The sequence below is a fragment of the Achromobacter insolitus genome, from assembly GCF_002209555.1.
GTDB lineage: Bacteria > Pseudomonadota > Gammaproteobacteria > Burkholderiales > Burkholderiaceae_B > Achromobacter > Achromobacter insolitus.
Genome location: NZ_NJIF01000007.1, coordinates 181,024 through 202,373 on the forward strand (window position 1 = coordinate 181,024; position 21,350 = coordinate 202,373).

At 65.9% G+C, this 21,350-nt stretch carries 20 protein-coding genes; 8 read left to right on the forward strand and 12 right to left on the reverse strand.

Features of this window, described 5'->3' with window-relative positions; genetic code table 11:
- Positions 1 to 115: 115 nt before the first annotated feature.
- On the forward strand, positions 116 to 976 hold the full coding sequence (locus tag CEY08_RS21390; RefSeq protein WP_042797489.1) for a cysteine hydrolase family protein: 861 nt from the start codon (positions 116 to 118) through the stop codon (positions 974 to 976).
- A gap of 72 nt (positions 977 to 1,048) precedes the next feature.
- On the opposite strand, the gene CEY08_RS21395 is transcribed toward CEY08_RS21390, so the two are convergent.
- The 5 genes from CEY08_RS21395 to CEY08_RS21415 form a co-directional block, all read right to left on the reverse strand.
- Positions 1,049 to 1,642 (reverse strand): TetR/AcrR family transcriptional regulator, encoded by a 594-nt coding sequence (locus CEY08_RS21395; protein WP_042795959.1) that lies wholly within the window; start codon positions 1,640 to 1,642, stop codon positions 1,049 to 1,051.
- 129 nt (positions 1,643 to 1,771) lie between these two features.
- A complete protein-coding gene (locus tag CEY08_RS21400) occupies positions 1,772 to 2,077 on the reverse strand; it encodes a DUF4148 domain-containing protein (protein WP_042795958.1) in 306 nt (101 codons plus the stop codon).
- 87 nt (positions 2,078 to 2,164) lie between these two features.
- Positions 2,165 to 2,470: a DUF4148 domain-containing protein gene (locus tag CEY08_RS21405; RefSeq protein WP_042795957.1), complete on the reverse strand. Its 306-nt coding sequence runs from the start codon at positions 2,468 to 2,470 to the stop codon at positions 2,165 to 2,167.
- Positions 2,471 to 2,873: 403 nt separating this feature from the next.
- On the reverse strand, positions 2,874 to 3,395 hold the full coding sequence (ssb, locus tag CEY08_RS21410) for a single-stranded DNA-binding protein (protein ID WP_042795956.1): 522 nt from the start codon (positions 3,393 to 3,395) through the stop codon (positions 2,874 to 2,876).
- A 281-nt stretch (positions 3,396 to 3,676) separates the two neighbouring features.
- Positions 3,677 to 4,894, reverse strand: coding sequence for an MFS transporter (locus CEY08_RS21415; protein WP_042795955.1), 1,218 nt, complete (start codon positions 4,892 to 4,894; stop codon positions 3,677 to 3,679).
- 186 nt (positions 4,895 to 5,080) lie between these two features.
- Here CEY08_RS21415 and uvrA point away from each other — a divergent pair, with 186 nt between their 5' ends.
- Both uvrA and CEY08_RS21425 read left to right on the forward strand, forming a co-directional pair.
- A complete protein-coding gene (gene uvrA / locus CEY08_RS21420) occupies positions 5,081 to 7,936 on the forward strand; it encodes an excinuclease ABC subunit UvrA (protein WP_376785068.1) in 2,856 nt (951 codons plus the stop codon).
- A 32-nt stretch (positions 7,937 to 7,968) separates the two neighbouring features.
- Complete coding sequence (locus CEY08_RS21425) at positions 7,969 to 8,631, forward strand: glutathione S-transferase family protein (protein ID WP_076816784.1); 663 nt, start codon at positions 7,969 to 7,971, stop codon at positions 8,629 to 8,631.
- Positions 8,632 to 8,638: 7 nt separating this feature from the next.
- On the opposite strand, the gene CEY08_RS21430 is transcribed toward CEY08_RS21425, so the two are convergent.
- A complete protein-coding gene (locus tag CEY08_RS21430) occupies positions 8,639 to 9,541 on the reverse strand; it encodes a LysR family transcriptional regulator (RefSeq protein ID WP_042795952.1) in 903 nt (300 codons plus the stop codon).
- A gap of 128 nt (positions 9,542 to 9,669) precedes the next feature.
- Here CEY08_RS21430 and CEY08_RS21435 point away from each other — a divergent pair, with 128 nt between their 5' ends.
- On the forward strand, positions 9,670 to 10,671 hold the full coding sequence (locus tag CEY08_RS21435; protein WP_042795951.1) for a tripartite tricarboxylate transporter substrate binding protein: 1,002 nt from the start codon (positions 9,670 to 9,672) through the stop codon (positions 10,669 to 10,671).
- A 23-nt stretch (positions 10,672 to 10,694) separates the two neighbouring features.
- Positions 10,695 to 11,888, forward strand: a complete 1,194-nt coding sequence (locus tag CEY08_RS21440) for a M20 aminoacylase family protein (RefSeq protein WP_063641523.1) — start codon at positions 10,695 to 10,697, stop codon at positions 11,886 to 11,888.
- A gap of 48 nt (positions 11,889 to 11,936) precedes the next feature.
- Here CEY08_RS21440 and CEY08_RS21445 read toward each other — a convergent pair whose 3' ends face one another.
- Genes CEY08_RS21445 through CEY08_RS21455 form a run of 3 tightly spaced genes read right to left on the reverse strand, consistent with a single transcriptional unit; the run spans position 11,937 to position 14,802 of the window.
- Positions 11,937 to 13,064 (reverse strand): deoxyguanosinetriphosphate triphosphohydrolase, encoded by a 1,128-nt coding sequence (locus tag CEY08_RS21445; RefSeq protein WP_076818052.1) that lies wholly within the window; start codon positions 13,062 to 13,064, stop codon positions 11,937 to 11,939.
- Between the two features lie 23 nt (positions 13,065 to 13,087).
- On the reverse strand, positions 13,088 to 14,164 hold the full coding sequence (gene aroB / locus CEY08_RS21450) for a 3-dehydroquinate synthase (protein WP_063641524.1): 1,077 nt from the start codon (positions 14,162 to 14,164) through the stop codon (positions 13,088 to 13,090).
- Positions 14,161 to 14,802: a shikimate kinase gene (locus tag CEY08_RS21455; protein ID WP_042795950.1), complete on the reverse strand. Its 642-nt coding sequence runs from the start codon at positions 14,800 to 14,802 to the stop codon at positions 14,161 to 14,163. The genes aroB and CEY08_RS21455 overlap by 4 nt, the downstream gene beginning before the upstream one ends.
- Positions 14,803 to 14,916: 114 nt before the next feature.
- Here CEY08_RS21455 and CEY08_RS21460 point away from each other — a divergent pair, with 114 nt between their 5' ends.
- Entirely contained in the window at positions 14,917 to 17,364 is a 2,448-nt protein-coding gene (locus CEY08_RS21460; RefSeq protein WP_063641525.1) for a penicillin-binding protein 1A, read from the forward strand.
- A 60-nt stretch (positions 17,365 to 17,424) separates the two neighbouring features.
- Here the strand turns inward: CEY08_RS21460 and cyaY are convergent, their stop codons facing one another.
- Entirely contained in the window at positions 17,425 to 17,754 is a 330-nt protein-coding gene (gene cyaY, locus CEY08_RS21465; protein WP_013396958.1) for an iron donor protein CyaY, read from the reverse strand.
- Between the two features lie 54 nt (positions 17,755 to 17,808).
- Between cyaY and lptM the strand changes: the two genes are divergently transcribed.
- Both lptM and lysA read left to right on the forward strand, forming a co-directional pair.
- Positions 17,809 to 17,970 carry an LPS translocon maturation chaperone LptM gene (gene lptM / locus CEY08_RS21470; RefSeq protein WP_232033770.1) on the forward strand — a complete coding sequence of 54 codons (162 nt, stop codon included), beginning with the start codon at positions 17,809 to 17,811 and terminating at the stop codon, positions 17,968 to 17,970.
- Positions 17,967 to 19,259 carry a diaminopimelate decarboxylase gene (gene lysA, locus CEY08_RS21475; RefSeq protein ID WP_076816786.1) on the forward strand — a complete coding sequence of 431 codons (1,293 nt, stop codon included), beginning with the start codon at positions 17,967 to 17,969 and terminating at the stop codon, positions 19,257 to 19,259. The genes lptM and lysA overlap by 4 nt, the downstream gene beginning before the upstream one ends.
- 60 nt (positions 19,260 to 19,319) lie before the next feature.
- Here the strand turns inward: lysA and CEY08_RS21480 are convergent, their stop codons facing one another.
- Both CEY08_RS21480 and tagF read right to left on the reverse strand, forming a co-directional pair.
- On the reverse strand, positions 19,320 to 20,609 hold the full coding sequence (locus tag CEY08_RS21480) for a serine/threonine-protein kinase (RefSeq protein ID WP_126389681.1): 1,290 nt from the start codon (positions 20,607 to 20,609) through the stop codon (positions 19,320 to 19,322).
- Between the two features lie 19 nt (positions 20,610 to 20,628).
- Positions 20,629 to 21,345: a type VI secretion system-associated protein TagF gene (gene tagF / locus CEY08_RS21485; RefSeq protein ID WP_076818054.1), complete on the reverse strand. Its 717-nt coding sequence runs from the start codon at positions 21,343 to 21,345 to the stop codon at positions 20,629 to 20,631.
- Positions 21,346 to 21,350: the final 5 nt, after the last annotated feature.

Here is a 21,350-nt window from a genome sequence, read left to right on the forward strand (position 1 = left end):
CTGGCTGCAATGGCGGGCCCTGCTGCGTCAATTGCCCGACCGCGCCGAACATCTCGTACTTTTCTAGAATGACATGGCCTTCTATATTTCAGGTTCGCCTCCCCCGAACGTCGTCATGCCGCGCTCCAATCATCTATTGATCATCGATCCGCAGAACGACTTCTGCGACCTGCCAGAGCCCTACCTGCCCAAGGATCCCGTGACTGGCCACACACATGCGCCCGCCCTGCCGGTGGCTGGCGCGCACGCCGACATGCAGCGGCTGGCGCGCTTCATCGACGCCACGGCGCCCGTCCTCACGTCGATCACGGTCACGCTGGACTCGCACCACCGCCTGGACATTGCCCACCCGACCTTCTGGTCCACCGGCGACGGCCAGCCCGTCGCTCCGTACACGCAGATCACGGCAGCCCAGCTGCGCGCCGGAGAGTTCCGGCCGCGCCACGCAGATGATCTGCCGCGCACCATGTCCTACCTGGACGAACTGGAAGCGCGCGGCCGCTACACGCTGATGGTGTGGCCGCTGCATTGCGAAATCGGCACATGGGGCCACAACGTGCACGCCGACGTGCGCGCCGCCTACAGCCGCTGGGAAGACGAACGCCAGTTCATCGTGCGCAAAGTACCCAAGGGTATGAACCCCTGGACCGAGCACTACAGCGCGCTGATGGCCGAAGTGCCGGACGCGGACGACCCCCGCAGCCAGCTCAACCGCAGCCTGCTGGATTCGCTGGACCGCGCCGAACTCATTCTTATTGCCGGTCAGGCCGGCAGCCATTGCGTGAAGGCCACCGTCGAACATCTGGCGGAGCACCTGCCCGGCCGCGATCTGTCGCGGCTGGTGCTGCTGACGGATTGCATGAGTCCCGTTGCCGGGTTCGAGGACGCGCAGGCCACATTTCAGCAGCGCATGCGCGACCTGGGCATCCAGGCGCGCACCAGCGTCGATATGGCACGGGCGCTGCTCGCCGCCTGATTTCTCCATGCAAAAGACAACGGCCGCCTGCTTGCGCATGGCGGCCGTGGAAACGTGTTGGGCAGGAAGCGCTCAGGCGCCGCCTTGTTTGTGTTCGCATTGCACGTACAAGGCGCCAATCGCCTCGCACAAGGCCGCCGGCTGCTGGAACAGGCGCGCAATCAGTATGCAGCCCTGGACCGTCGCGAACACCGCGCGGCCCGCTGCCTCGGGCGTGCCGGAGAATTTCATCGTGCCTTGCGCCGCGCCTTCGGCCAGCACACGGGCCAGCCAGGCTTCATGCGCGCGGAAGAATCCCTGCAATGCGCCCCGCACGCGCTCGGGCAACGAGTTGACCTCGGCCGCCAGCATGCCCGCCAGGCAGAGTTCGCCCGACCCGCAGGCACGCGATTCCATCATCGACAGATAGTGGTCGAGCTGTTCTTGCGCCGGTAGCGACGTATCGATACCTCGCACGGCAGCCAACGCGCGAGCGCTGTAGGCTTCGACAGCCTCGTAGAGCAAGTCGTCCTTGCCCGGAAAGTAATAGTGAATGCTGGACGTCTTCACGCCCACGTGCTCAGCCAGGTCGCGGTAGCTGAAACCGTTGCATCCGCGCGTGCGGATCAGCTTCTCGGCATGGGCCAAAAGCTGTTCGCGAGTGGTGTTGGAAGTAGGAGTGTCCATGGCTGAATATTACCTACTAATAGGTTGATTCGTCATCGGTTCCGGCAGCGTTTGCACTGCTCCAAAACCCTTGCGGACCCCGGCCGGGTACACCCCGTCCCCCGGGATCCGCATGTGCCGGCATAAGCTTCAGCCTTGCACGGGCGGGTAGTCGAGCTCGCCACTGTCGGTCAGGCCATGCGCGCGGGCGGCGGCCAGTTCTTTCTGGACCTGGGCGCGGCTCTTGTCACCCGAAGCAGCAAAGATCGTGGCGGCGTAGCCTTCTTCGCCGGACACTAATTCGCCATTGGCGCGAGCCTGGGCCAACTCTTGCTGCACCTGGGCGCGGGTCACCGTGCTTTCGGTGTTCAGGGGAGGCGGGTAGTCCAGCTCGCCGGCTTGGGCGGCGCCGATGAAGGAAGCGGACAGGATCAGGGCGGATACGAGGGTTTTCATGGTTGATCTCCAATAAGGATCGAGTGCTGCGTCAGGGGTTTCGGTAGCGCTATCTACTTATAGATAGATTCCCGAGGAAAAATAAGCTCAGCCTTGCACGGGCGGGTATGCCAGTTCGGCACTGTCGGTCAGGCCTTGGGCGCGGGCGGCAGCCAGCTCTTTCTGGACCTGGGCGCGGCTCTTGTCGCCCGAAGCGGCAAAGATCGTGGCGGCGTAGCCTTCTTCGCCAGACACCAGTTCGCCATTGGCGCGGGCCTGGGCCAGCTCTTGCTGCACCTGGGCGCGGGTCACCGTGCTTTCGGTGTTCAGGGCGGGCGGATAGTCCAGTTCGCCGGCTTGGGCGGCGCCAATAAAGGAGGCGGACAGGATCAGGGCGGATACGAGGGTCTTCATGGTTGATCTCCAGATAACGATTGCGTAGCGGTTCAAAAAACTATCTACTTATAGGTAGACGAGAAGGGAAATAAAAAGCGGTCCTACTGTATTTCTGGTTTCGACGGCGGCGGGTGGTTGGTTTGCTGCGTCGATGGATGAATCTTATCTACTACTAGGTAGACAGCGCAAGGGGTTTTTGCGAAACAAAATAATTCAATCCTCTGCGCCCGGTGGCGGCGAGCGTCCATCGCAGCGAAATCCAGCGCGTGGACGGGGCACTGATTACTGGGCAAGCTCCGGGGCGCTGCAAGCCCCGCGCATAGCAGGTCCACGGCACGCTTCTGGTTGGAAACAGGCAAGAAAAAGGCCTCTGCCCGAACGGGTAGAGGCCCTTCAACTGCAACCTTCCGATGAAGCGGAATCAGAACGGAATATCGTCGTCCATATCCGCCAGGTTGGCGCCGCTGCTGGCCGGAGCCGCTGCGGGAGCCGGACGCTGCTGCGGGGCCGGGCGTTGGGCCGGAGCGCGCTGCTGCGGCTGGCGCGCCGGGGCGTCGTCGTAGCCGCCACCGCCGCCGAAGCTTGCGCCACCGCCACCGCCGTCTTCGCGGCCGCCCAGCATTTGCATCTGGTCGGCGACGATTTCGGTGCTGTAACGGTCCGCGCCGGTGTCTTTGTCTTGCCACTTGCGCGTCTTCAGGCGGCCTTCGATGTAAACCGAGCGGCCCTTCTTCAGGTACTCGCCGGCGATTTCAGCCAGGCGGTTGTACATGACGACGCGGTGCCATTCCGTTTCTTCGCGGCGTTCGCCCGAAGCCTTGTCTTTCCAGGTGGAGGTGGTGGCAATGGACATATTGCAGATTGCCGCCCCTTCGGGGCTGTAGCGGACTTCCGGGTCGCGTCCCAGATTGCCCACGAGTATGACTTTGTTAACCGATGCCATGCCGTTGTCCCTCTGTTGTTGACAGCCTGCGTGTGCGTTGCCGCGGACGCGCCGGCAACAACATTAAAAGCGATGATGTTGAAGACCGGCTTCATGAAACACGCCGGTCACCGTAACGATGACCGGCGACGCCGGGTTGAACCCTGAGTGAAGCCCTATTTGATGCGTATTATCGACGAAAAGCGCCTGCCGCGCCAAACCAGGATGTGACAAAGCCGTCCATGCCGGCAAGCCGATTTTGGCGGCGGATACGCGCTTTTCGGGGCACGATCCGCCATTTTTCAGCCGGCCCGGGGCGAGGCCTGACGGTCCGGTTCGGGCAGCGGCCGCAGTGCCCAGGTCACGGCCAGCCAGACCGCCGACAACACGGCTGCCGCCATGAAAACGGCGCTGGAACCGGAATGGGCGGCCAGCCAGCCGCCCAGCGCGCCGCCCGCGAACAGGCCGGCGGCCTGGGCGGTGTTGTAGAAGCCCAGCGCAAGACCTTTGTAGGCCTGCGGCGCCACGCGGGATACCAGCGACGGCTGCAAGGCTTCCAGCACGTTGAAGGCCACGAAAAAGCCCGTGAGGGCGGCGGCCAGGGTGTAAAAGCCATGGCTCGCGGCGGGCAACAAGGCGCACACCAGCACCAGCCCGGCAACGGCGGCGCGCAGGGCGCCGCGATGGGCACGGCGCTTTTCCGCGATGAACACCACCGGCACCATCAACACAAAAGACACCAGGATGACCGGCAGATACACTTTCCAGAGTTCGCGGGCATCCAGGCCGCCCACCTTGGCCAGCAGCGCCGGCACCACGACGAACAGCGCAACCTGGATGAGGTGCAGGACGAACACGCCGAAATTCAGGCGCAGCAGATCGCTGTGGGTGAGGACTTCGCGCGGCTTGGCCGCCTGCATGGTCCGCGCCTGGGTCAGGGGCACCACGGGCACCACCCAGCCCGCTACGGCCAGGCAGACCACGCCCAGGCAGGCAATGGTCCAGAACAGGCCGGACAGGCCCCACCAGCCGACCAGCACGGGCGACAGCACCAGCGAGACGGCGAAGGACAGGCCGATCGAACCGCCCACCATGGCCATGGCCCGGGTGCGGACCTCGTCGCGGGTCGAGTCCGCGAGCCAGGCGGTCACGGCCGCCGAAATGGCGCCGGCGCCCTGGATGGCGCGGCCGATGGTGATCCAGTACACGTCGGACGCCAACGCACAGACGATGCTGCCCGCCACGAACAGCAGCAGGCCGAACAGCACGACCGGGCGGCGCCCCCAGCGGTCGGACGCCAGGCCGAAGGGAATCTGCATGAAGGCCTGCGTCAGGCCGTACATGCCCAGCGCCAGGCCCACCCGGGCAGGATCGTCCCCGCCCGGCATGCCGGCGGCGGCCACGGCAAAAACGGGCAGCAACAGGAACAGCCCCAGCATCCGCGCGGCGAACAGGCCGGCCAGCGCCACGCTGGCGCGGCGCTCGGACGGGGTCAATTTCAGTTTTTTATCTGCCTGCATGCGGAAGTTTCAACGATGACTAGGGCTGCTCACGCGCGTGGGTGTCACACGCTCAAGGTCTGATCTGGCGGTGCGGCGCCACCCCCGGGGCCATCCAGGCTGAAGTAACTGCCCCGAACGCAGGGGGATTCGGCGCGCTATAGTACCAAGTTGGCCTTTGAAACCGCTTAAAAGAGCCCGATAGACGTGACAATACGCATTCGGGGTGCGCGCACCCACAATCTCAAGAACGTCTCGCTGGACCTGCCGCGCCACAAATTGGTGGTCGTCACCGGCTTGTCCGGCTCGGGCAAATCCTCGCTCGCCTTCGACACGCTGTACGCGGAGGGCCAGCGCCGCTATGTCGAAAGCCTGTCCGCCTACGCCCGGCAGTTCCTGCAACTGATGGACAAGCCGGACGTGGACCTGATCGAAGGCCTGTCTCCGGCCATATCCATCGAGCAGAAGGCGGCGGGGCACAACCCCCGCTCCACCGTCGGTACCATCACCGAAATCCACGACTACCTGCGCCTGCTGTATGCGCGGGTCGGCACGCCCTACTGCCCGGACCATGGCCTGCCGCTGCAGGCCCAAAGCGTCAGCCAGATGGTGGACGCGGTGCTGTCCTGGACGCCCGAAACGCGCCTGGCCGTGCTGGCCCCGATCGCGCGCGGCAAAAAGGGCAGCTTCGAGGACGAGTGCGCCAGCCTGCAAGCGCAGGGCTACGTGCGGCTGCGCGTGGATGGGCAGATGACCGAAATCGACGGCATGGCGCCGCTGAAGAAGACCGAAAAGCACGACATCGATGTCGTGATCGACCGGCTGCGCATCAAGCCCGAAAGCAAGCAACGCCTGGCGGAAAGCTTCGAGACGGCCTTGCAGCTGGCCGAAGGCCGCGCCTTGGCCCTGGACATGGACAGCGGACGCGAACAGGTCTTCTCCAGCCGCTACGCGTGCCCGGTGTGCAGCCACAGCCTGCCGGAGCTGGAACCGCGCCTGTTCAGCTTCAATAATCCGATGGGCGCCTGCCCCAGCTGCGACGGCATCGGCCAAGTCGGCTTCTTCGACCCCAAGCGCGTGGTCGCCTTCCCGGAACTTAGCCTGGCGGCCGGCGCCATCCGCGGCTGGGACCGCCGCAACGCGTTCACCCATTCGCTTCTGACCAGCCTCGCCGCGCACTACGAATTCGACATCGAGGCCCCTTTCGAGGAACTGCCCGAAGCACTGCGCGACAAGGTCCTCTACGGCTCCGGCGACGAAGAGATCTCGTTCCTCTACCTGAACGAAAAAGGCCGCAGCACGGTCAAGCGCCACACATTCGAAGGGGTGATTCCGAACCTGGAACGCCGTTGGCGCGAAACCGATTCGGCCACTGTGCGCGAAGAGCTCGGCAAGTACCGCAACATCAAGACCTGCCCGGACTGCGGCGGCTCGCGTCTGCGGCCCGAGGCCCGCAACGTGCTGATCGGCCAGGATCCGCGCGGCGGCGAGCGCCATGGCCAGGCCATCTACGAGGTCGAGGCCATGCCGCTGTCGACGTGCCTGACCTGGTTCCGCGACTTGAGCCTGACGGGCGCCAAGCAGGAGATCGCGCAACGCATCGTGCGCGAGATCGAGGCGCGCCTGAGCTTCCTGAATAACGTGGGCCTGAACTACCTGTCGCTGGACCGCAGCGCCGACACCATCTCGGGCGGCGAGGCGCAACGCATCCGACTGGCCAGCCAGATCGGCTCCGGCCTGACCGGCGTGATGTACGTGCTGGACGAGCCGTCCATCGGCTTGCACCAGCGCGACAACGACCGCCTGATCGGCACCCTGCAGCATCTGCGCGACCTCGGCAATAGCGTCATCGTCGTCGAGCATGACGAAGACATGATCCGCATGGCCGACTGGGTCGTGGACATGGGACCGGGCGCGGGCGAGCATGGCGGCCAGGTGGTGGCGCAAGGCGACCCGGAAACCGTGCAGCGCGATCCAAATTCGCTGACCGGCCAGTACTTGAGCGGCGCTCGCGCCATCGCCATCCCGAAACGCCGTCCCGTCACCGACGAACTGTCCTGGCTGACCCTGACGGGCGCCAGCGGCAACAACCTGAAGAACGTGGACCTGCGCATCCCGTCGGGTCGCCTGGTGTGCGTGACCGGCGTGTCCGGATCGGGCAAATCCACCCTGGTGAACGACACGCTGGCGGTGGCGGTGTCACGCCAATTGCATCATGCGCAAAGCGAACCCGCCCCCTATGTGTCGATGCAGGGGCTGGAGAACTTCGACAAGATCATCAGCGTGGACCAGAGCCCCATCGGCCGCACGCCGCGCAGCAACCCAGCCACCTACACGGGGCTGTTTACGCCCATCCGCGAACTCTTCGCGGGCGTGCCAGAAGCGCGCACCCGCGGCTACGATCCTGGACGCTTCAGTTTCAACGTCAAGGGTGGACGCTGCGAAGCCTGCCAGGGCGACGGCGTGGTCAAGGTCGAAATGCACTTCCTGCCCGACATGTACGTGCCTTGCGACGTCTGCCACGGCAAGCGCTACAACCGCGAAACGCTGGAAATCCGCTACCGCGGCCGCAACATCAGCGAAGTGCTGGACCTGACGGTGGAGCAGGCGCTGGAATACTTCGAGTCCGTGCCGGCCATCGCGCGCAAGCTCCATACGCTGATCGACGTAGGCCTGTCCTATATCCGGCTGGGCCAAAGCGCGACCACCCTGTCGGGCGGCGAGGCGCAGCGCGTGAAGCTGTCGCAGGAACTGTCGCGGCGCAGCACGGGCCGCACGCTCTACATCCTGGACGAGCCCACCACAGGACTGCATTTCCGCGACATCGAGCTGCTGCTGCAAGTCCTGAACCAGCTGGTCGACAGCGGCAATACCGTGCTCATCATCGAACACAACCTTGACGTCATCAAGACGGCGGACTGGGTGGTCGACATGGGCCCGGAAGGCGGCGACGGCGGCGGCCGCGTGGTCGCGCAGGGCACGCCGGAAGACGTGGCCGGGACCTCCGCCAGCCACACCGGGCATTACCTGGGCAAGCTGCTGCGCCGCAATCCCGACGCGTAAACCATCACATCAACGGCTATAAGGCGCGTGATATGTACACCTTGATCATCGGCAACAAGAACTACTCGTCGTGGTCCCTGCGCCCCTGGATCGCCTTGCGCGCCACGGGCATTCCGTTCACGGAGCAGAAGCTCGGCTTCTTTACCGAGGAATTCTCGCGCCGCGTAAGCGCGGTGTCGCCCGCAGGCCTGGTGCCGGTGCTGCTGGACGGCGACTTCGCCGTCTGGGATTCGCTGGCGATCTGCGAGTACCTGGCCGAAAGCCATCCCGAAGCCGGGCTGTGGCCGCAAGACCCCAAGGCTCGCGCCCGCGCGCGCTCGCTCGCCGCGCAGATGCACAGCGGCTTCGGCGCGATGCGCCAGGCGCTGCCCATGAATGTCGAGGCGCAACTGCCCGGCATTGCGCTTCCCGAGGCCGCGCAACAGGACATCTCGCGCCTGCAAGCCATCTGGCACGACACGCGCGCAGAGTTCGGCCAGGGCGGCCCGTTTCTGTTCGGCAGGTTCTCGATCGCCGACGCGTTCTTCGCGCCGGTGGTCTCGCGCTTTACCACTTATGGCATTGCGGCCGCGGGCCCCGTGCGCGACTACATGGACGCGGTGCTGGCGTTGCCCGCCATGCAGGAATGGACCCGGGACGCGCTTGCGGAAGCCACCTTCGTGCCCGAGGACGAGCCCTACCGCAAGCATCGCTGAACCGCGATCAATCGCGCAGGCGCTGCGCCACGAATTCGCGCACCAAGGCCATCGCGGGAGCCTCGGTGCGGCCCGTCAAGGTCACCATGGCAAATAGCGCGTGACTGCGCAGCGGCGGATCCGTGGCCAGTTCGGTCAGCTCGCCTGCGGCAATGCCCAGGCGCGCCGCGCCCACGATGCCCAGGAACACCGCGTCCGACACGCGCACCGCTTCAAGCAGGCTGCCGATTTCGTCGCAGCGCAATCGCATCGAGGTCTGCGGGTCCGCCTCGATGCCGAAATGCTCCACCAGAATACGCCCGGTGTCGGCCGCCAGGAACGTGGACGCCAGCGGGTACGCGGCGATCTCCGCGAATCGAGCCGCTCTGCCCAGTTGGGCCAGCGGGTGGCCTCGTCGGCAGATGAACCCGGCCCGCATTTGCGACGTGGGCTCGATGCGCAGATCGGCCGCCGGCACGATGCCCCGGGTATCGACGATCAGCGCATCCAGGCGCCGCTGGCGCAACAGCGCCAGATGGGCCTCCAGCGAACCGCGCATCACGTCCAGCCGCAACTGCGGATAGCGCTGGGCCACATGCGCCAGCAGCGGCGTCATCAGCATGACGCCCGGACCCGATCCCAGGCCGAGGCTGATGCTGCCGCGATCCCCCTGTGTCAGCAGTTCCGCGCTGCGGCGCAACTCGCCCGATTCAAACAGGATGCGCCTGGCGCGGCTGGCAACGGTCAGCCCCAGCGGGGTCAGCTCCGTGCGCTTGCCCATGCGATCCAGCAGCCGCGCCCCCAGGTCTTCTTCCAGAAGACGGATGCTGCGGCTGAGCGCCGACTGCGTCAAATGCAGGTGTTCGGCCGCTCGGCTGAACGAGCCTGCCTCGGACACCGCCAGCAGATGTTCGAGCTGTTTGAGGTTCATGCCCGAGTTCTCATCCAAGTATGAGTTTTTTTTCTAGCTTCCAGAATAACAATTCGTTAGACAACTAGCGAGGCCAGTCCCTAGCATGCGGATCACGCTATATCCATTCCAAGGGGAAATTCGTGAGCATGCTTTCCAATAGCCTGCGCCTGGCCGGCTGTGCGCTGGCGCTGGGCGCGGCACTGCTGGGCCAGGGGGCCCGGGCCGCAGACTATCCCGATCGGCCAGTCATGATGATGGTGCCCTACCCGGCCGGCGGCGCGTCCGACTCCATCGCCCGGGTCGTGGCCACCCCTGTATCCAAGCAGCTTGGCCAGCCCGTGCTGGTGGAGAACCTGGGCGGCGTCAGCGGCGCGCTGGGCGCACAGAAGGTGCTGGGGGCAAAGGCCGACGGCTATTACCTGTTCCAGGGATCACCCAATGAGCTGATTCTTTCGCCCATTGCCAATCCCGCGGTGAAGCTCAAGAGCGAAGACTTCCGCCTGGTACAGATGATAGGCATGGCGCCGCTGGTGATCGTGGCGCGAGCCGATCTACCCGCCAACAGCGCCGACGAGCTGGTCGCGCTGGCGCGAGCGCGCTCGGCATCCCAGCCGTTGACGTTCGGCAGCGTGGGCGTGGGCTCGCTGTACCACGTGCTGGGCGAACACATGGCCCGCACCATCGGTGCCAACATGATGCACGTGCCCTACAAAGGCGGCGCGCCGCTGATGCAGGATATCGGCGGCGGCCAGGTCGACCTGGCCATCCTGCCGCTGTCGCAGCAACAAGTGGCGTTGGCCGAGCAGGGCCGCATCAAGCTGCTGGCCAGCCTGGACCCGCAGCGCAGCCAGCTGCCCGCGCTCAAGGCGGTGCCCTCGGTCAACGAAGGCCAACTGCTGAAGGGTTTCAACTTCACCACCTGGACCGGCTACTTCGTCAAGCGCGACACGCCGGAAGACGTAGTGTCGCGCCTGAATGCCGCGCTCAACACCGCCATGCAGGATCCCGCGGTGAAGGACAGCCTCGCCCATCAGAACATCGAAGTCTCCGCGCCCATGAGCGCGGAACAAGCCAACGCCATGTACCGCGCCGAAACCGAGCGCTTCCGCGAGATATCCAGCCACGTGAAGCTGGCCGGCAATCAGTGACCCGATTCAAGGAACGATCCGACATGCATCCCATCCTGCAGACCATGACCGCCCAGGCCGACGAGTTCGTCTCGATCCGGCGCGACATCCACCGCCATCCCGAGCTTGGCTTCCAGGAGTTCCGCACCAGCGATCTGGTGGCGCAATGCCTGACGCAATGGGGTTATGCAGTGGAACGCGGCCTGGGCGGCACCGGCGTGGTCGGGCAGCTGCGCCGCGGCAGCGGCGCCAGGCGCCTGGGTCTGCGCGCCGACATGGACGCCTTGCCCATCCAGGAGGCAACGGGCCTGGAGCATGCCAGCTGCAACGAGGGCGTGATGCATGCCTGCGGCCATGACGGCCATACGGCCATGTTGCTGGCGGCCGCGCATCACCTGGCCAAGCATGGCGACTTCGACGGCACGCTCAACCTGATCTTCCAGCCCGCCGAGGAAGGCCTGGGTGGCGCGAAGCGCATGATGGAAGATGGGCTGTTCCGCAAATATCCCTGCGACGCCATCTTCGCCATGCATAACATGCCGGGTCACCCGCAAGGCCGCCTGCTGCTGCGCGACGGCGCCGCCATGGCCTCTTCCGACAACGTCACCATCGTGCTGGAAGGCGTGGGCGGGCATGGCGCCATGCCGCATTGCGCAGCCGATCCGGTCGTGGCCGGCTCGGCCATCGTGCTGGGATTGCAGAGCATCGTCGCCCGCAATATCGATCCCCTGCACATGGCGGTGATAACGGTCGGCGCGTTCAACGCCGGCCGCGCCAATAACGTGATTCCGCAGACCGCCACGCTCAAGCTCAGCGTGCGCGCGCTGGACCGCGGCGTGCGCGACACGCTTCAGGCGCGCATCACCGAGCTGGTGCACAGCCAGGCGGCCAGCTACCAGGTGCGGGCGACCATCGACTACGGCCGCGGCTATCCCGTGCTGGTGAACACGCAGGAAGAAACCGATTTCGCGCGCCGGGTAGCGGTGGAACTGGTGGGCGCCGACAACGTGGAGCTCCAGACCCGTGCGCTGACGGGCAGCGAGGACTTCGCCTTCATGCTGGAGGAAGTGCCCGGCTCCTACTTGCTGGTGGGCAATGGCGACGGCTCGGCGGACGGCTTCAACAGCGGGCACGGGGCCTGCATGGTGCACAACCCGGGCTACGACTTCAACGACCACAGCCTGCCGGTGGGCGCGGCCTACTGGGTGCTACTGACGCAGCGCTTTCTGGCCGGCTGAGACAGCGCGTCCAAGGCGCGTGCCCGCACAACATGGCGGGCGCGCGCCTCAAGCCATCTCGAACAGACGCTTGTGCTCGCGGATGGCGTAGCGGTCGGTCATGCCAGCGATGTAATCGGCGATGGCGCGGGCCTGCTCATTGAACGCCGGCCTGCGATAGTCGGGCGGCAGCAAGCGCGGATCATCCAGGAAGGCGGCGAACAGTTCGCGCACAATGCGTCGCGCCTTGGTCGTCATGCGCAGCACGCGGTAATGGCGGTACAGGTTGTCGAAGAGGAACTTCTTCAGTTCGTCGGCCTCGCGGCGGATCTCGGGCGAAAACGTCGCCAGCGGCGGTGCCCGGCGCACGTCATCGGCGGTGGCCGGCGCGAACTCGCGGATGCGCGCCTGCGACGTGCGCGTCAGATCGCCGATCAGGGTATTGATCATGCGGCGTATGGTTTCGGCCACGGCGCGCCGCGGTGCCAGGCCGGGATAGCTTGCCAGCACATGGGCGTGATGCCGCTCGAAGATCGACACGTCCTTCAACTGTTCCAGCGTGATCAGGCCCGAACGCAAGCCATCGTCGATGTCGTGGTTGTTATAGGCGACTTCGTCGGCCAGGTTGGCCAACTGCGCTTCCAATGACGGCTGGGTGCGGTCCAGGAAGCGCTGGCCCACGTCGCCCAGCTGGCGCGCATGCGCAGCCGAGCAATGCTTCAGGATGCCTTCGCGCGTTTCAAAGCACAGGTTCAGGCCATTGAAGTCCGCATAGCGTTCTTCCAGCTCATCCACGACGCGCAGGCTTTGCAGGTTGTGCTCGAAGCCGCCCGCCTCGGGCGCGAGTTCGCGCATGCAGGCGTTGAGTTCGTCCTGACCGGCATGGCCGAACGGCGTATGCCCCAGGTCGTGCGCCAGCGAGATGGCTTCGGTCAGGTCTTCGGACAACCCCAGGCTGCGCGCCAGCGTGCGCGCGATCTGGGCGACTTCCAGGCTGTGGGTCAGGCGGGTGCGGAACAGGTCGCCTTCATGGTTCACGAAGACCTGGGTTTTGTATTCCAGGCGCCGGAACGCGCCGGAATGGACGATGCGATCGCGGTCGCGTTGGAATTCCGTCCGATTTTCCGGCGGGGGCTCGGCGTAGGCCCGCCCGCGCGATTGAGACGGGTGGGATGCATAGGAAGCCAGTTCTTTCATCTGCAACACCGTCTCCAGCGTGTCTATTGCGTGGTGCGGGCCAGGACGGCGCGCACGGCGTCGTCGGGGACTGCCCGCGTCAGGGCTTCACCGATGCGGGGCATGAGCACGTAGCGGATCGAGCCGCCCTCGGTCTTTTTGTCCACCTGCATCAGGTCCAGCCAGCGGTCCGCGCCCAGGTCAGGCGCCACGGCGGGACAGCCGATGGCGGTTACCAGCGCGCGCACGCGCTCCACGTCGGCGCGGTCAAAGCCGGCAACGTCCGCCGACAATTCGGCGGCCTGCACCATGCCGCAACCCACCGCCTCGCCGTGCAGCCAGGCGCCGTAGCCCAGGCCGGACTCGATGGCGTGGCCAAAGGTATGGCCCAGGTTCAGGATGGCGCGCAAGCCGGATTCGCGCTCGTCCTTGCCCACCACCTGCGCCTTCAGCTCGCAGGACCGGCGGATGGCGTAGGCGACGGCGTCCGGGTCCAGCGCGCGCAGCTTCTGCGCGTTTTCCTCGCACCAGGACCAGAAGGCCGGGTCCAGGATCAGGCCGTACTTGATCACTTCCGCCAGGCCGGCGGACACCTCGCGGGCAGGCAGGGTGTTCAGCACGTCGGTATCGATCTCGACGGCGACCGGCTGGTAGAACGCGCCGATCATGTTCTTGCCCAGCGGATGATTAACGGCGGTCTTGCCGCCCACCGACGAGTCGACCTGCGACAGCAGGGTCGTGGGCACTTGCAGGAAGCGCACGCCGCGCATATACACCGCGGCCGCGAAGCCCGTCATGTCGCCGATGACGCCACCGCCCAGCGCCACCAGCACGCAGCGGCGGTCCAGGCGGTTGCCCAGCAGCGCATCGAAGATCAGGTTCAGCGACTGCCAGTCCTTGTAGGCCTCGCCATCGGGCAATTCGATCCGCAGCACTCGCTTGCCTGTCCTGGCCAGCGCCGCCTCGGCGCGCTCGCCGTACAGGGCGGCGACGGTCGGGTTGGTCACCACGGCGATCGCGGTGGCGTCGGCGGGGATGCTCTGGTCCAGGGCGTCCAGGCGGCCGGGACCGATGTTGATCGGATAGCTTCCGCCCGGGGTGTCGACGTGTACAACGTTCATATGCGCTTCTCGAAGGCTTGCAGTTGCGGCAGCAGCGCCTTGACCAGGGTGTGTATGGGCATGGCGCCCGTTTCCACCACCAGATCGGCCACTTCCTTATAGAGGGGTTCCCGCAGGGTCATGAGTTCGCGCAGCGTGCCGCGCGGATCGGCGGTGGCCAACAGGGGACGGTTGCGGTCGCGGCAGGTGCGCCGGAACAATTCGTCCACGCTGGCCCGCAGGTAGACCACGATGCCACGCTCACGCAGGCGCTGGCGGTTTTCGGGTGCCAGGATCGCTCCGCCGCCGGTGGCGAGAATTATGTTGCGCCGTTGGGTACACTCTTCCAAGGCGGCAGATTCCCGGCGACGAAACCCGGCTTCGCCCTCGATTTCGAAGATTACCGGCACCCGCACGCCGCAACGCGCCTCGAGCTCATGATCCAAGTCCATAAACTCGCGCCCCAGCGCACGCGCCAGGCCACGTCCTATGGTCGTCTTGCCCGCGCCCATCATCCCGACCAGGAAAACCGGCAGGTCATGCGGCAGCGTGGCGGCCTTGCCTGTGCACTCGATCGCGCAAGGCGGGTTTTCGGGCGTCTCGCCGGAGGACGCCGGGTCCGGGTCAGCCTCCGGACATGAGTTAGCGGAAAAGTTCATGACGGCATTATCACATCAGCCGCCAGTTGCCCGCGTACCACACTGAACGATTTTGTTACAGAAACCGGTTCCCCGTGCCGGGACGGACCCGGAGATACCCGTAAAATCGCCGCGATGAGCAAGCCCCAGAATTCCTCCAAGAAAGACAAGCCCGCCAAGAGCGGTTCCCCGATACTGCGATTCTTCGTAAAGACCGGCATTTTTTTCGCCGGCCTCTTCCTGTGCGGCGTACTGCTGGCCGGGATGGCGTTGGCGCTGGCCTGGCCCAACCTGCCAGACCTGAACGCCATGACGGATTACCGCCCGCGGGTGCCGCTGCGCGTCTATACGGCGGATCGCGTCCTGATCGGCGAATTCGGCGAAGAACGCCGCAATGTGCTGCGCTTCAACGAGATCCCGGACGTCATGAAATCCGCGGTCCTCGCGGCAGAGGACGACCGCTTCTACCAGCACGGCGGGATCGACTGGATGGGCGTGGTGCGGGCGGGCCTGACCAACCTGGTCAGCATGTCGAAGTCGCAAGGCGCCAGCACGATCACGATGCAGGTGGCGCGCAACTTCTACCTGTCGTCCGAGAAGACCTATTCGCGCAAGTTCTACGAGCTGCTGCTGACCTTCAAGATCGAATCCGAGCTCACCAAGGACCAGATCCTCGAGCTCTACATGAACCAGATCTACCTGGGCCACCGCGCCTATGGTTTCGCGGCCGCCTCGCGTACCTACTTCGGCAAGCCCCTGTCCGAAGTCACGCCCGCGGAAGCCGCCATGCTTGCCGGCATCCCCAAGGCGCCGTCGCGCTTCAACCCGATCGCCAACCGTCCGCGCGCCGAGCTGCGCCAGCGCTATGTGCTGGGCCGCATGCACTCGCTGGGCTACCTGACCGAGCCTGAATACCAGCAGGCGCTGGCCCAGCCCATCGTCATGAAGTCCGCGGAGGGCACGCCCGCCGGCGGCTATTCCATCCATGGCGAATACGTGGCGGAACTGGCGCGCCAGTTGCTGTTCAACGTGTACCAGGACAACGTCTATTCGCGCGGCATCAATATCTATACCACCGTGCAGTCCAAGGACCAGGAAGCGGCCTACCGCGCCGTGCGCGAAGGCGTGCTCGAATACACGCGCCGCGCCCCCTACCCCGGCCCTGAAGAACAGCTGGACCTGCCCCCGGGCACCGAGAACAATCCGCAAGCACTCGACGAATTCCTGGACGGCGTGTTCGACAAGTTCAGCGACAGCGGCGACCTGCTGACGGCGCTGGTGCTGTCGGCCAGCCCCACCGAAGTGAAGCTGGCTCGCAGCTCGCGGGAGATCATCACCGTCACGGACAAGAAAGTGCTGGGCGTCGTGGCGCGTGCGCTCAACGACAAGGCCAAGCCCGAACAGCGCATCAAGCGCGGCTCCGTCGTCTACATCCGCAAGTTCGGCGATAACTGGGAAATCATCAACCTGCCCTCGGTGCAGGCGGCCTTCGTGGCGCTGTCGCCGCAAGATGGCGCCATTCGCGCCATGGTGGGCGGCTTCGATTTCTACCGAGGCAACTTCAACCGCGTCACGCAGGCCTGGCGCCAGCCCGGTTCGAACATCAAGCCCTTCATCTATGCGGCTTCGCTGGAGCGCGGCCTGACCCCGGGCACGCAGATTTCCGACCAGCCCTTCGAGCTGACGGCCGCGCAGACCGGTTCCAAGGCCTGGAATCCCAAGAACTACGGCAACCAGTACGAACCCATGCTGACGCTGCGCCAGGGTCTGTACAAATCCAAGAACATGGTGTCGATCCGTATCCTGCAGGCGATCGGCCCGCAGTACGCGCAGGACTACCTGACCCGCTTCGGCTTCGACAAGGCCCGCCAGCCCGCCGTGCTGCCGCTGGCGCTGGGCGCGGGCTCGGTAACGCCTCTGCAACTGGCCGGCGCGTTCTCGGTGTTCGCCAACGGCGGTTACCGTGTCACGCCTTACCTGATCGACCGCGTCACCGACAGCAGCGGCAAGGTCATCATGCAGTCCAAGCCGGTCGTTGCCGGCGACGCCGCGGCCCGCGCCATCGACCCGCGCACCGCCTGGGTCATGGACGACATCCTGCGCGGCGTGGCCACCTACGGCACTGCGGCGCGCGCGCGCGTCCTGCTCAAGCGCAACGACATCGCCGGCAAGACCGGCACCACCAACGAATCCGTCGATGCCTGGTTCTCCGGCTACACCCCGTCGCTGGTCGCCACCGCGTGGCTGGGTTTTGACCAGCCGAAATCGCTGGGTTCGCGTGAAACCGGCGGCGGCGTCGCCATGCCGATCTGGGTCGACTACATGCAGACGGTCCTCAAGGGCGTGCCCGAGGAAAAGCCGCGCCCCCGTCCCGACGGCCTTCTCGTGGAAAACGGCGAGTTCTACTTCTCCGAATTCCCGCCCGGGCAAGCCGTGGCCCGTCTGGGCCTGCCCGAGGCCGACACGCTGGGCGAATTCCTCAATGGCCTGAACGGCAGCACCAGCGAGGAAACCAAGATCAAGGTGGCGCCGGGCGTGGGCACGCAAAGCAACACGCCCTGGTCCCAGAAAATTCCGTTCTGACGCGCAAATGACAAGGCCGGCCCGATGGGCCGGCCTTTTTTTGCGCCGTGGCCTGCCCTTTTACAGGCGTATGGTCACGGGAACGCCAGCTGCTGCGGAGCAGATCTGAGACAAGGCGTCCGGCAGCTGTGGGCCGCCTCGGGTATCGTTCCAGTGCTGGCCATCGTAGCGGTAGTGAAAGCCGCCGCTGCGCGCCGCGACCCACAGCTCCTGCATGGCGGCCTGGCTGTTCACCACCACATGGGTGTTGTCTTCGAAAACCATTGTCAGCACATTGCCGCTGCGGCTGGTTTCGACATCGACGTCGAGCGAAGCCGCCCAGTCATCGGCCTGGCTTTCGATGCTGTTCAGCACCTGGTCGATCAACGCAAGAAATTCGGTTTCGGTCATAATCGAGCCTGCAAGAATTAGGAGTTCCCAGTGTTCCACTTGGCATTTCGCCGCATGGTCCTTCGCATTGTAGCCACGCTGATGGCGACCGGCATGGTTGCGGCCTGCGGGTACAAGGGTCCCTTGTACTTGCCGACGCCTGACGGCAAGCCGCCCGCGCGCACGCAGCAGCAATCGCAGCCGACGGTCATCCCGCCGACGCCCTCGCTTCCATGACTTCCCGATTCCCCGCGCAGCCTGAACTGGCCGGCCATCCGTACTTCCAGTTCCGCAACAATGTCCTGTACGCCGAGGACGTGCCGCTGGATCACCTGGCCGAAAAGCTCGGCACCCCGCTGTACGTATATTCGCGCGCCGCGCTCAGGGCCGCCTGGGAATCCTACCGCAACGCCGTCGGCGAGCGCCCCGTGCTGGTCTGCTACGGCATGAAGGCCAATTCCAACCTGGCCGTCCTGAAGGAATTCGCGCGGCTTGGCGCGGGTTTCGACATTGTTTCCGGCGGCGAGCTCAAGCGCGCCCTGGCAGCCGGCGCGGACCCGTCCCGGATCGTGTTTTCCGGCGTGGGCAAGCAGGCCTGGGAAATGCGCGACGCGCTCGCGGCCAAGGTCAAGTGCTTCAACGTCGAATCCGAAGCCGAACTGCGCCGGCTGTCGGAAATCGCGCATGGGATGGGCCTGCGCGCGCCCGTCTCGCTACGGGTCAACCCGGACGTGGATGCGCAGACGCATCCCTATATTTCCACCGGCTTGAAGGAAAACAAGTTCGGCATCGCCATCGGGTCGGCGCTGGACGTCTACCGCAGCGCCCAATCGCTGCCGGGCCTGGAAATCGTAGGCGTGGACTGCCACATCGGGTCGCAACTTACCGACATCAGTCCCTATTTCGACGCGCTAGAAAAGCTGCTGGACCTGATCGAAAGACTGGACCAAGAAGGCATCCGGATCGCGCACCTGGACCTGGGCGGCGGCCTGGGCATCCGCTACACCGACGAAATCCCTCCGTCGCCCAAGGCCCTGCTGGACCGCGTATTCGAACGCTTGAACGCGCGCGGCTTCGGCCATCTGCACCTGGTGCTGGAACCCGGCCGTTCGCTCGTGGGCAATGCCGGCGTGCTGCTCACCCGGGTCCAATACCTGAAGCACTCGGACGCGCGCAACTTCGCCGTTGTCGACGCCGCCATGAACGACCTGCTGCGCCCCGCGCTGTACGAGGCCTTTCACGGCGTGCGCCCCGTGCATCCGAGGGCGGGCGAGGACACCGTCTACGACATCGTCGGCCCGGTCTGCGAAAGCGCCGACTGGCTCGCCAGGCAGCGCAAGCTGGTCATCGAGCAAGGCGACCTGCTGGCCGTGGAATCCGCGGGCGCGTACAGCATGGCCATGGCCAGTAACTACAACGCGCGCCCGCGCGCGGCCGAAGCCATGGTCGACGGCGACAAATACTACGTTGTGCGCCAGCGCGAAACACTGGACGACCTGCTCAAGGGCGAATCCACCCTGCCCTGACCGGCCGCCGCAATCCGCGCCGTCACCCATGCACCGCATACGGGCGCGATATCTCGTCCCTCAGTTGAATTCATGCGTGATGGATGCCGGCCGGCCCGGCGCCACGGTCAGCGTCATGCGGTGGTCTCCTGCCGACGCGTTGCGCACGATCACCTGATAGCGGCCCGGCGCCAGCGACAGTTCGCGCAAGGGCGGACTCACACCGCGCGAGCGGCCATTGACCAACACCTCGCCCCAGGGACGCACCGCCACACGCACCAATACCGGTGCGGCGGGGGGTGGCGGCTGGGTCGCGGGCGCGGGCGGTTCCGACGCCGCAGGAGCCACGCCAGCCTGCGGCTCGGTGGTGGTCGCTGGTTTTGGTTCGTCAGGCAGCGCACCCGGTTCGACGGAGACTGATGGCGGCGGCGGATCCGGCTCGACTGCGGCGGGGGCTGGGGCGGTCTGCGGCGCGGGCTGCGGGGGGGACGGCGGCTGCGGCTGGACCGGGGCTTGAGGTTCAGGCTGAGGTTCCGGCCGGGCCTGCGCCTGCGGCGAGCCAGCCAGTTCGACGGGCGCCTGGGTCGGCTTCAGCCAGGCATACGTGCCCGCTGCAAGCAAAAGGACGACCGCCAAGGCTAGCGGCAGGACGCGCCGCGCCCGCGCCGGATGTTCCGACCGCATTGCCGTCAGGCGCACGGCGGGCGGTGGCATAGCGGCAGGCTCGTCCGCGCGCGCGTCCGCCATCAGGGTAGGCATGGCCATGTCCGACTCCTGGCCTGACTCCTCCGCGGGCGGCAAAGACGCTCCCATTGCCGCCGCCAGTTCTGCCACCGTCTGCGGCCGCGCCTGTGCCGCCATCGCCAGACCGTCGTCGACCGCAGCACAGAACTGCTGACCATAGGCACCCGGCTCCCATACGCCCAACGGCAGGTAGTCGTCGCACACGCGGCGTGCCAGCGCGTCAGGCGGAGCCGACCCGGTCGCCAGGAAATACGTCAGCGCAGCCAGTCCGTACACGTCGGTCCATGGGCCGCAAGGATAGGCCGGATCATCCGTGTACTGCTCGAATGCGGCATAACCGGGGTGCCGGATGGCGTCTTCATCATCGGGCGCCGCCGCAGGCGGCCGCAGGTTGGCGGATCCGCGCGCGTCATCGACCACGGCATCGGGGCATATGCCGCCGTGCATCCGGCCAGCCCCGTGCCAGGCTGCCAGGGACAGGGTCAGGTCGGCGATCACCCGCAGGATCTTCTCTTCGCGCCGTGGCCCGGGCGGCAGGCGCAGGATTTCGTCCAGGCGCGCCGCGTCCATGGCGGCTGGCGAGCGGGCCAGGCCCGGCTCTGGTGGCACAGCGGAAGTTCGAAGCATGCGCGTTCCTCCGGCGGCTTCAGGGATGCCAGGTAGGCAAGGAAGAGAACAACCTGGCGAACAGCGTGGCGTTCAGCGCCCCGCCGTGGACATAGGTCTGCAAGGCTGCGCCGTCCGCCTGATTGGTCCACCAGTAACTGGTGTGCGAACTGGGGTTGAAGCAGAAAGGCAGATCAGGCCAGGCGCCCAGCGCGCGGCGCGCCAGTGGCACGGAATCCTGCTCCCGGCCAGCGCTCAGGATGTCCATGATGTCGTTGCCTCCGCATGGCGCGGGCGCGCCTGGCGCCACTGCGGGCGTACGCACTTGCTGGAGGCTGCGGTCGAACTGTTCCGCCGGGCACCCATGGCGCACCGCCGCCAGCATGCTGGTGCCGACTTGCCGGTAGTAGTCGCTGGCGCCGTCCAGGATGCTGCTGTGGTATTGCGCGGGCGGCAGGGCCATGACCACGCACAGGGGATAACCTCGGCCTACGCGGTCGCGGCTGGGCGTGATGCAGCCCAACTGCGCAACGCCCGCGCCGGGACCGGCTGGAATCGCGAAATTCCAGATGGGCGCCGACGCGAAGCCGCGCGCGGCGTTGACGTCCGGCGCCTGCTTCAGCGCCGCCAGCCCGAACTGCAGCCAGCGGTCCCACCACGTGATCAGTTCGCGCGGCAGGCGGCGGTGCACGAAGTCGCCCGCCGCCGGAATCTTGCCGTACCAGCCCACACGCCCACGCTCCAATCCTAGCTCCATGTCCA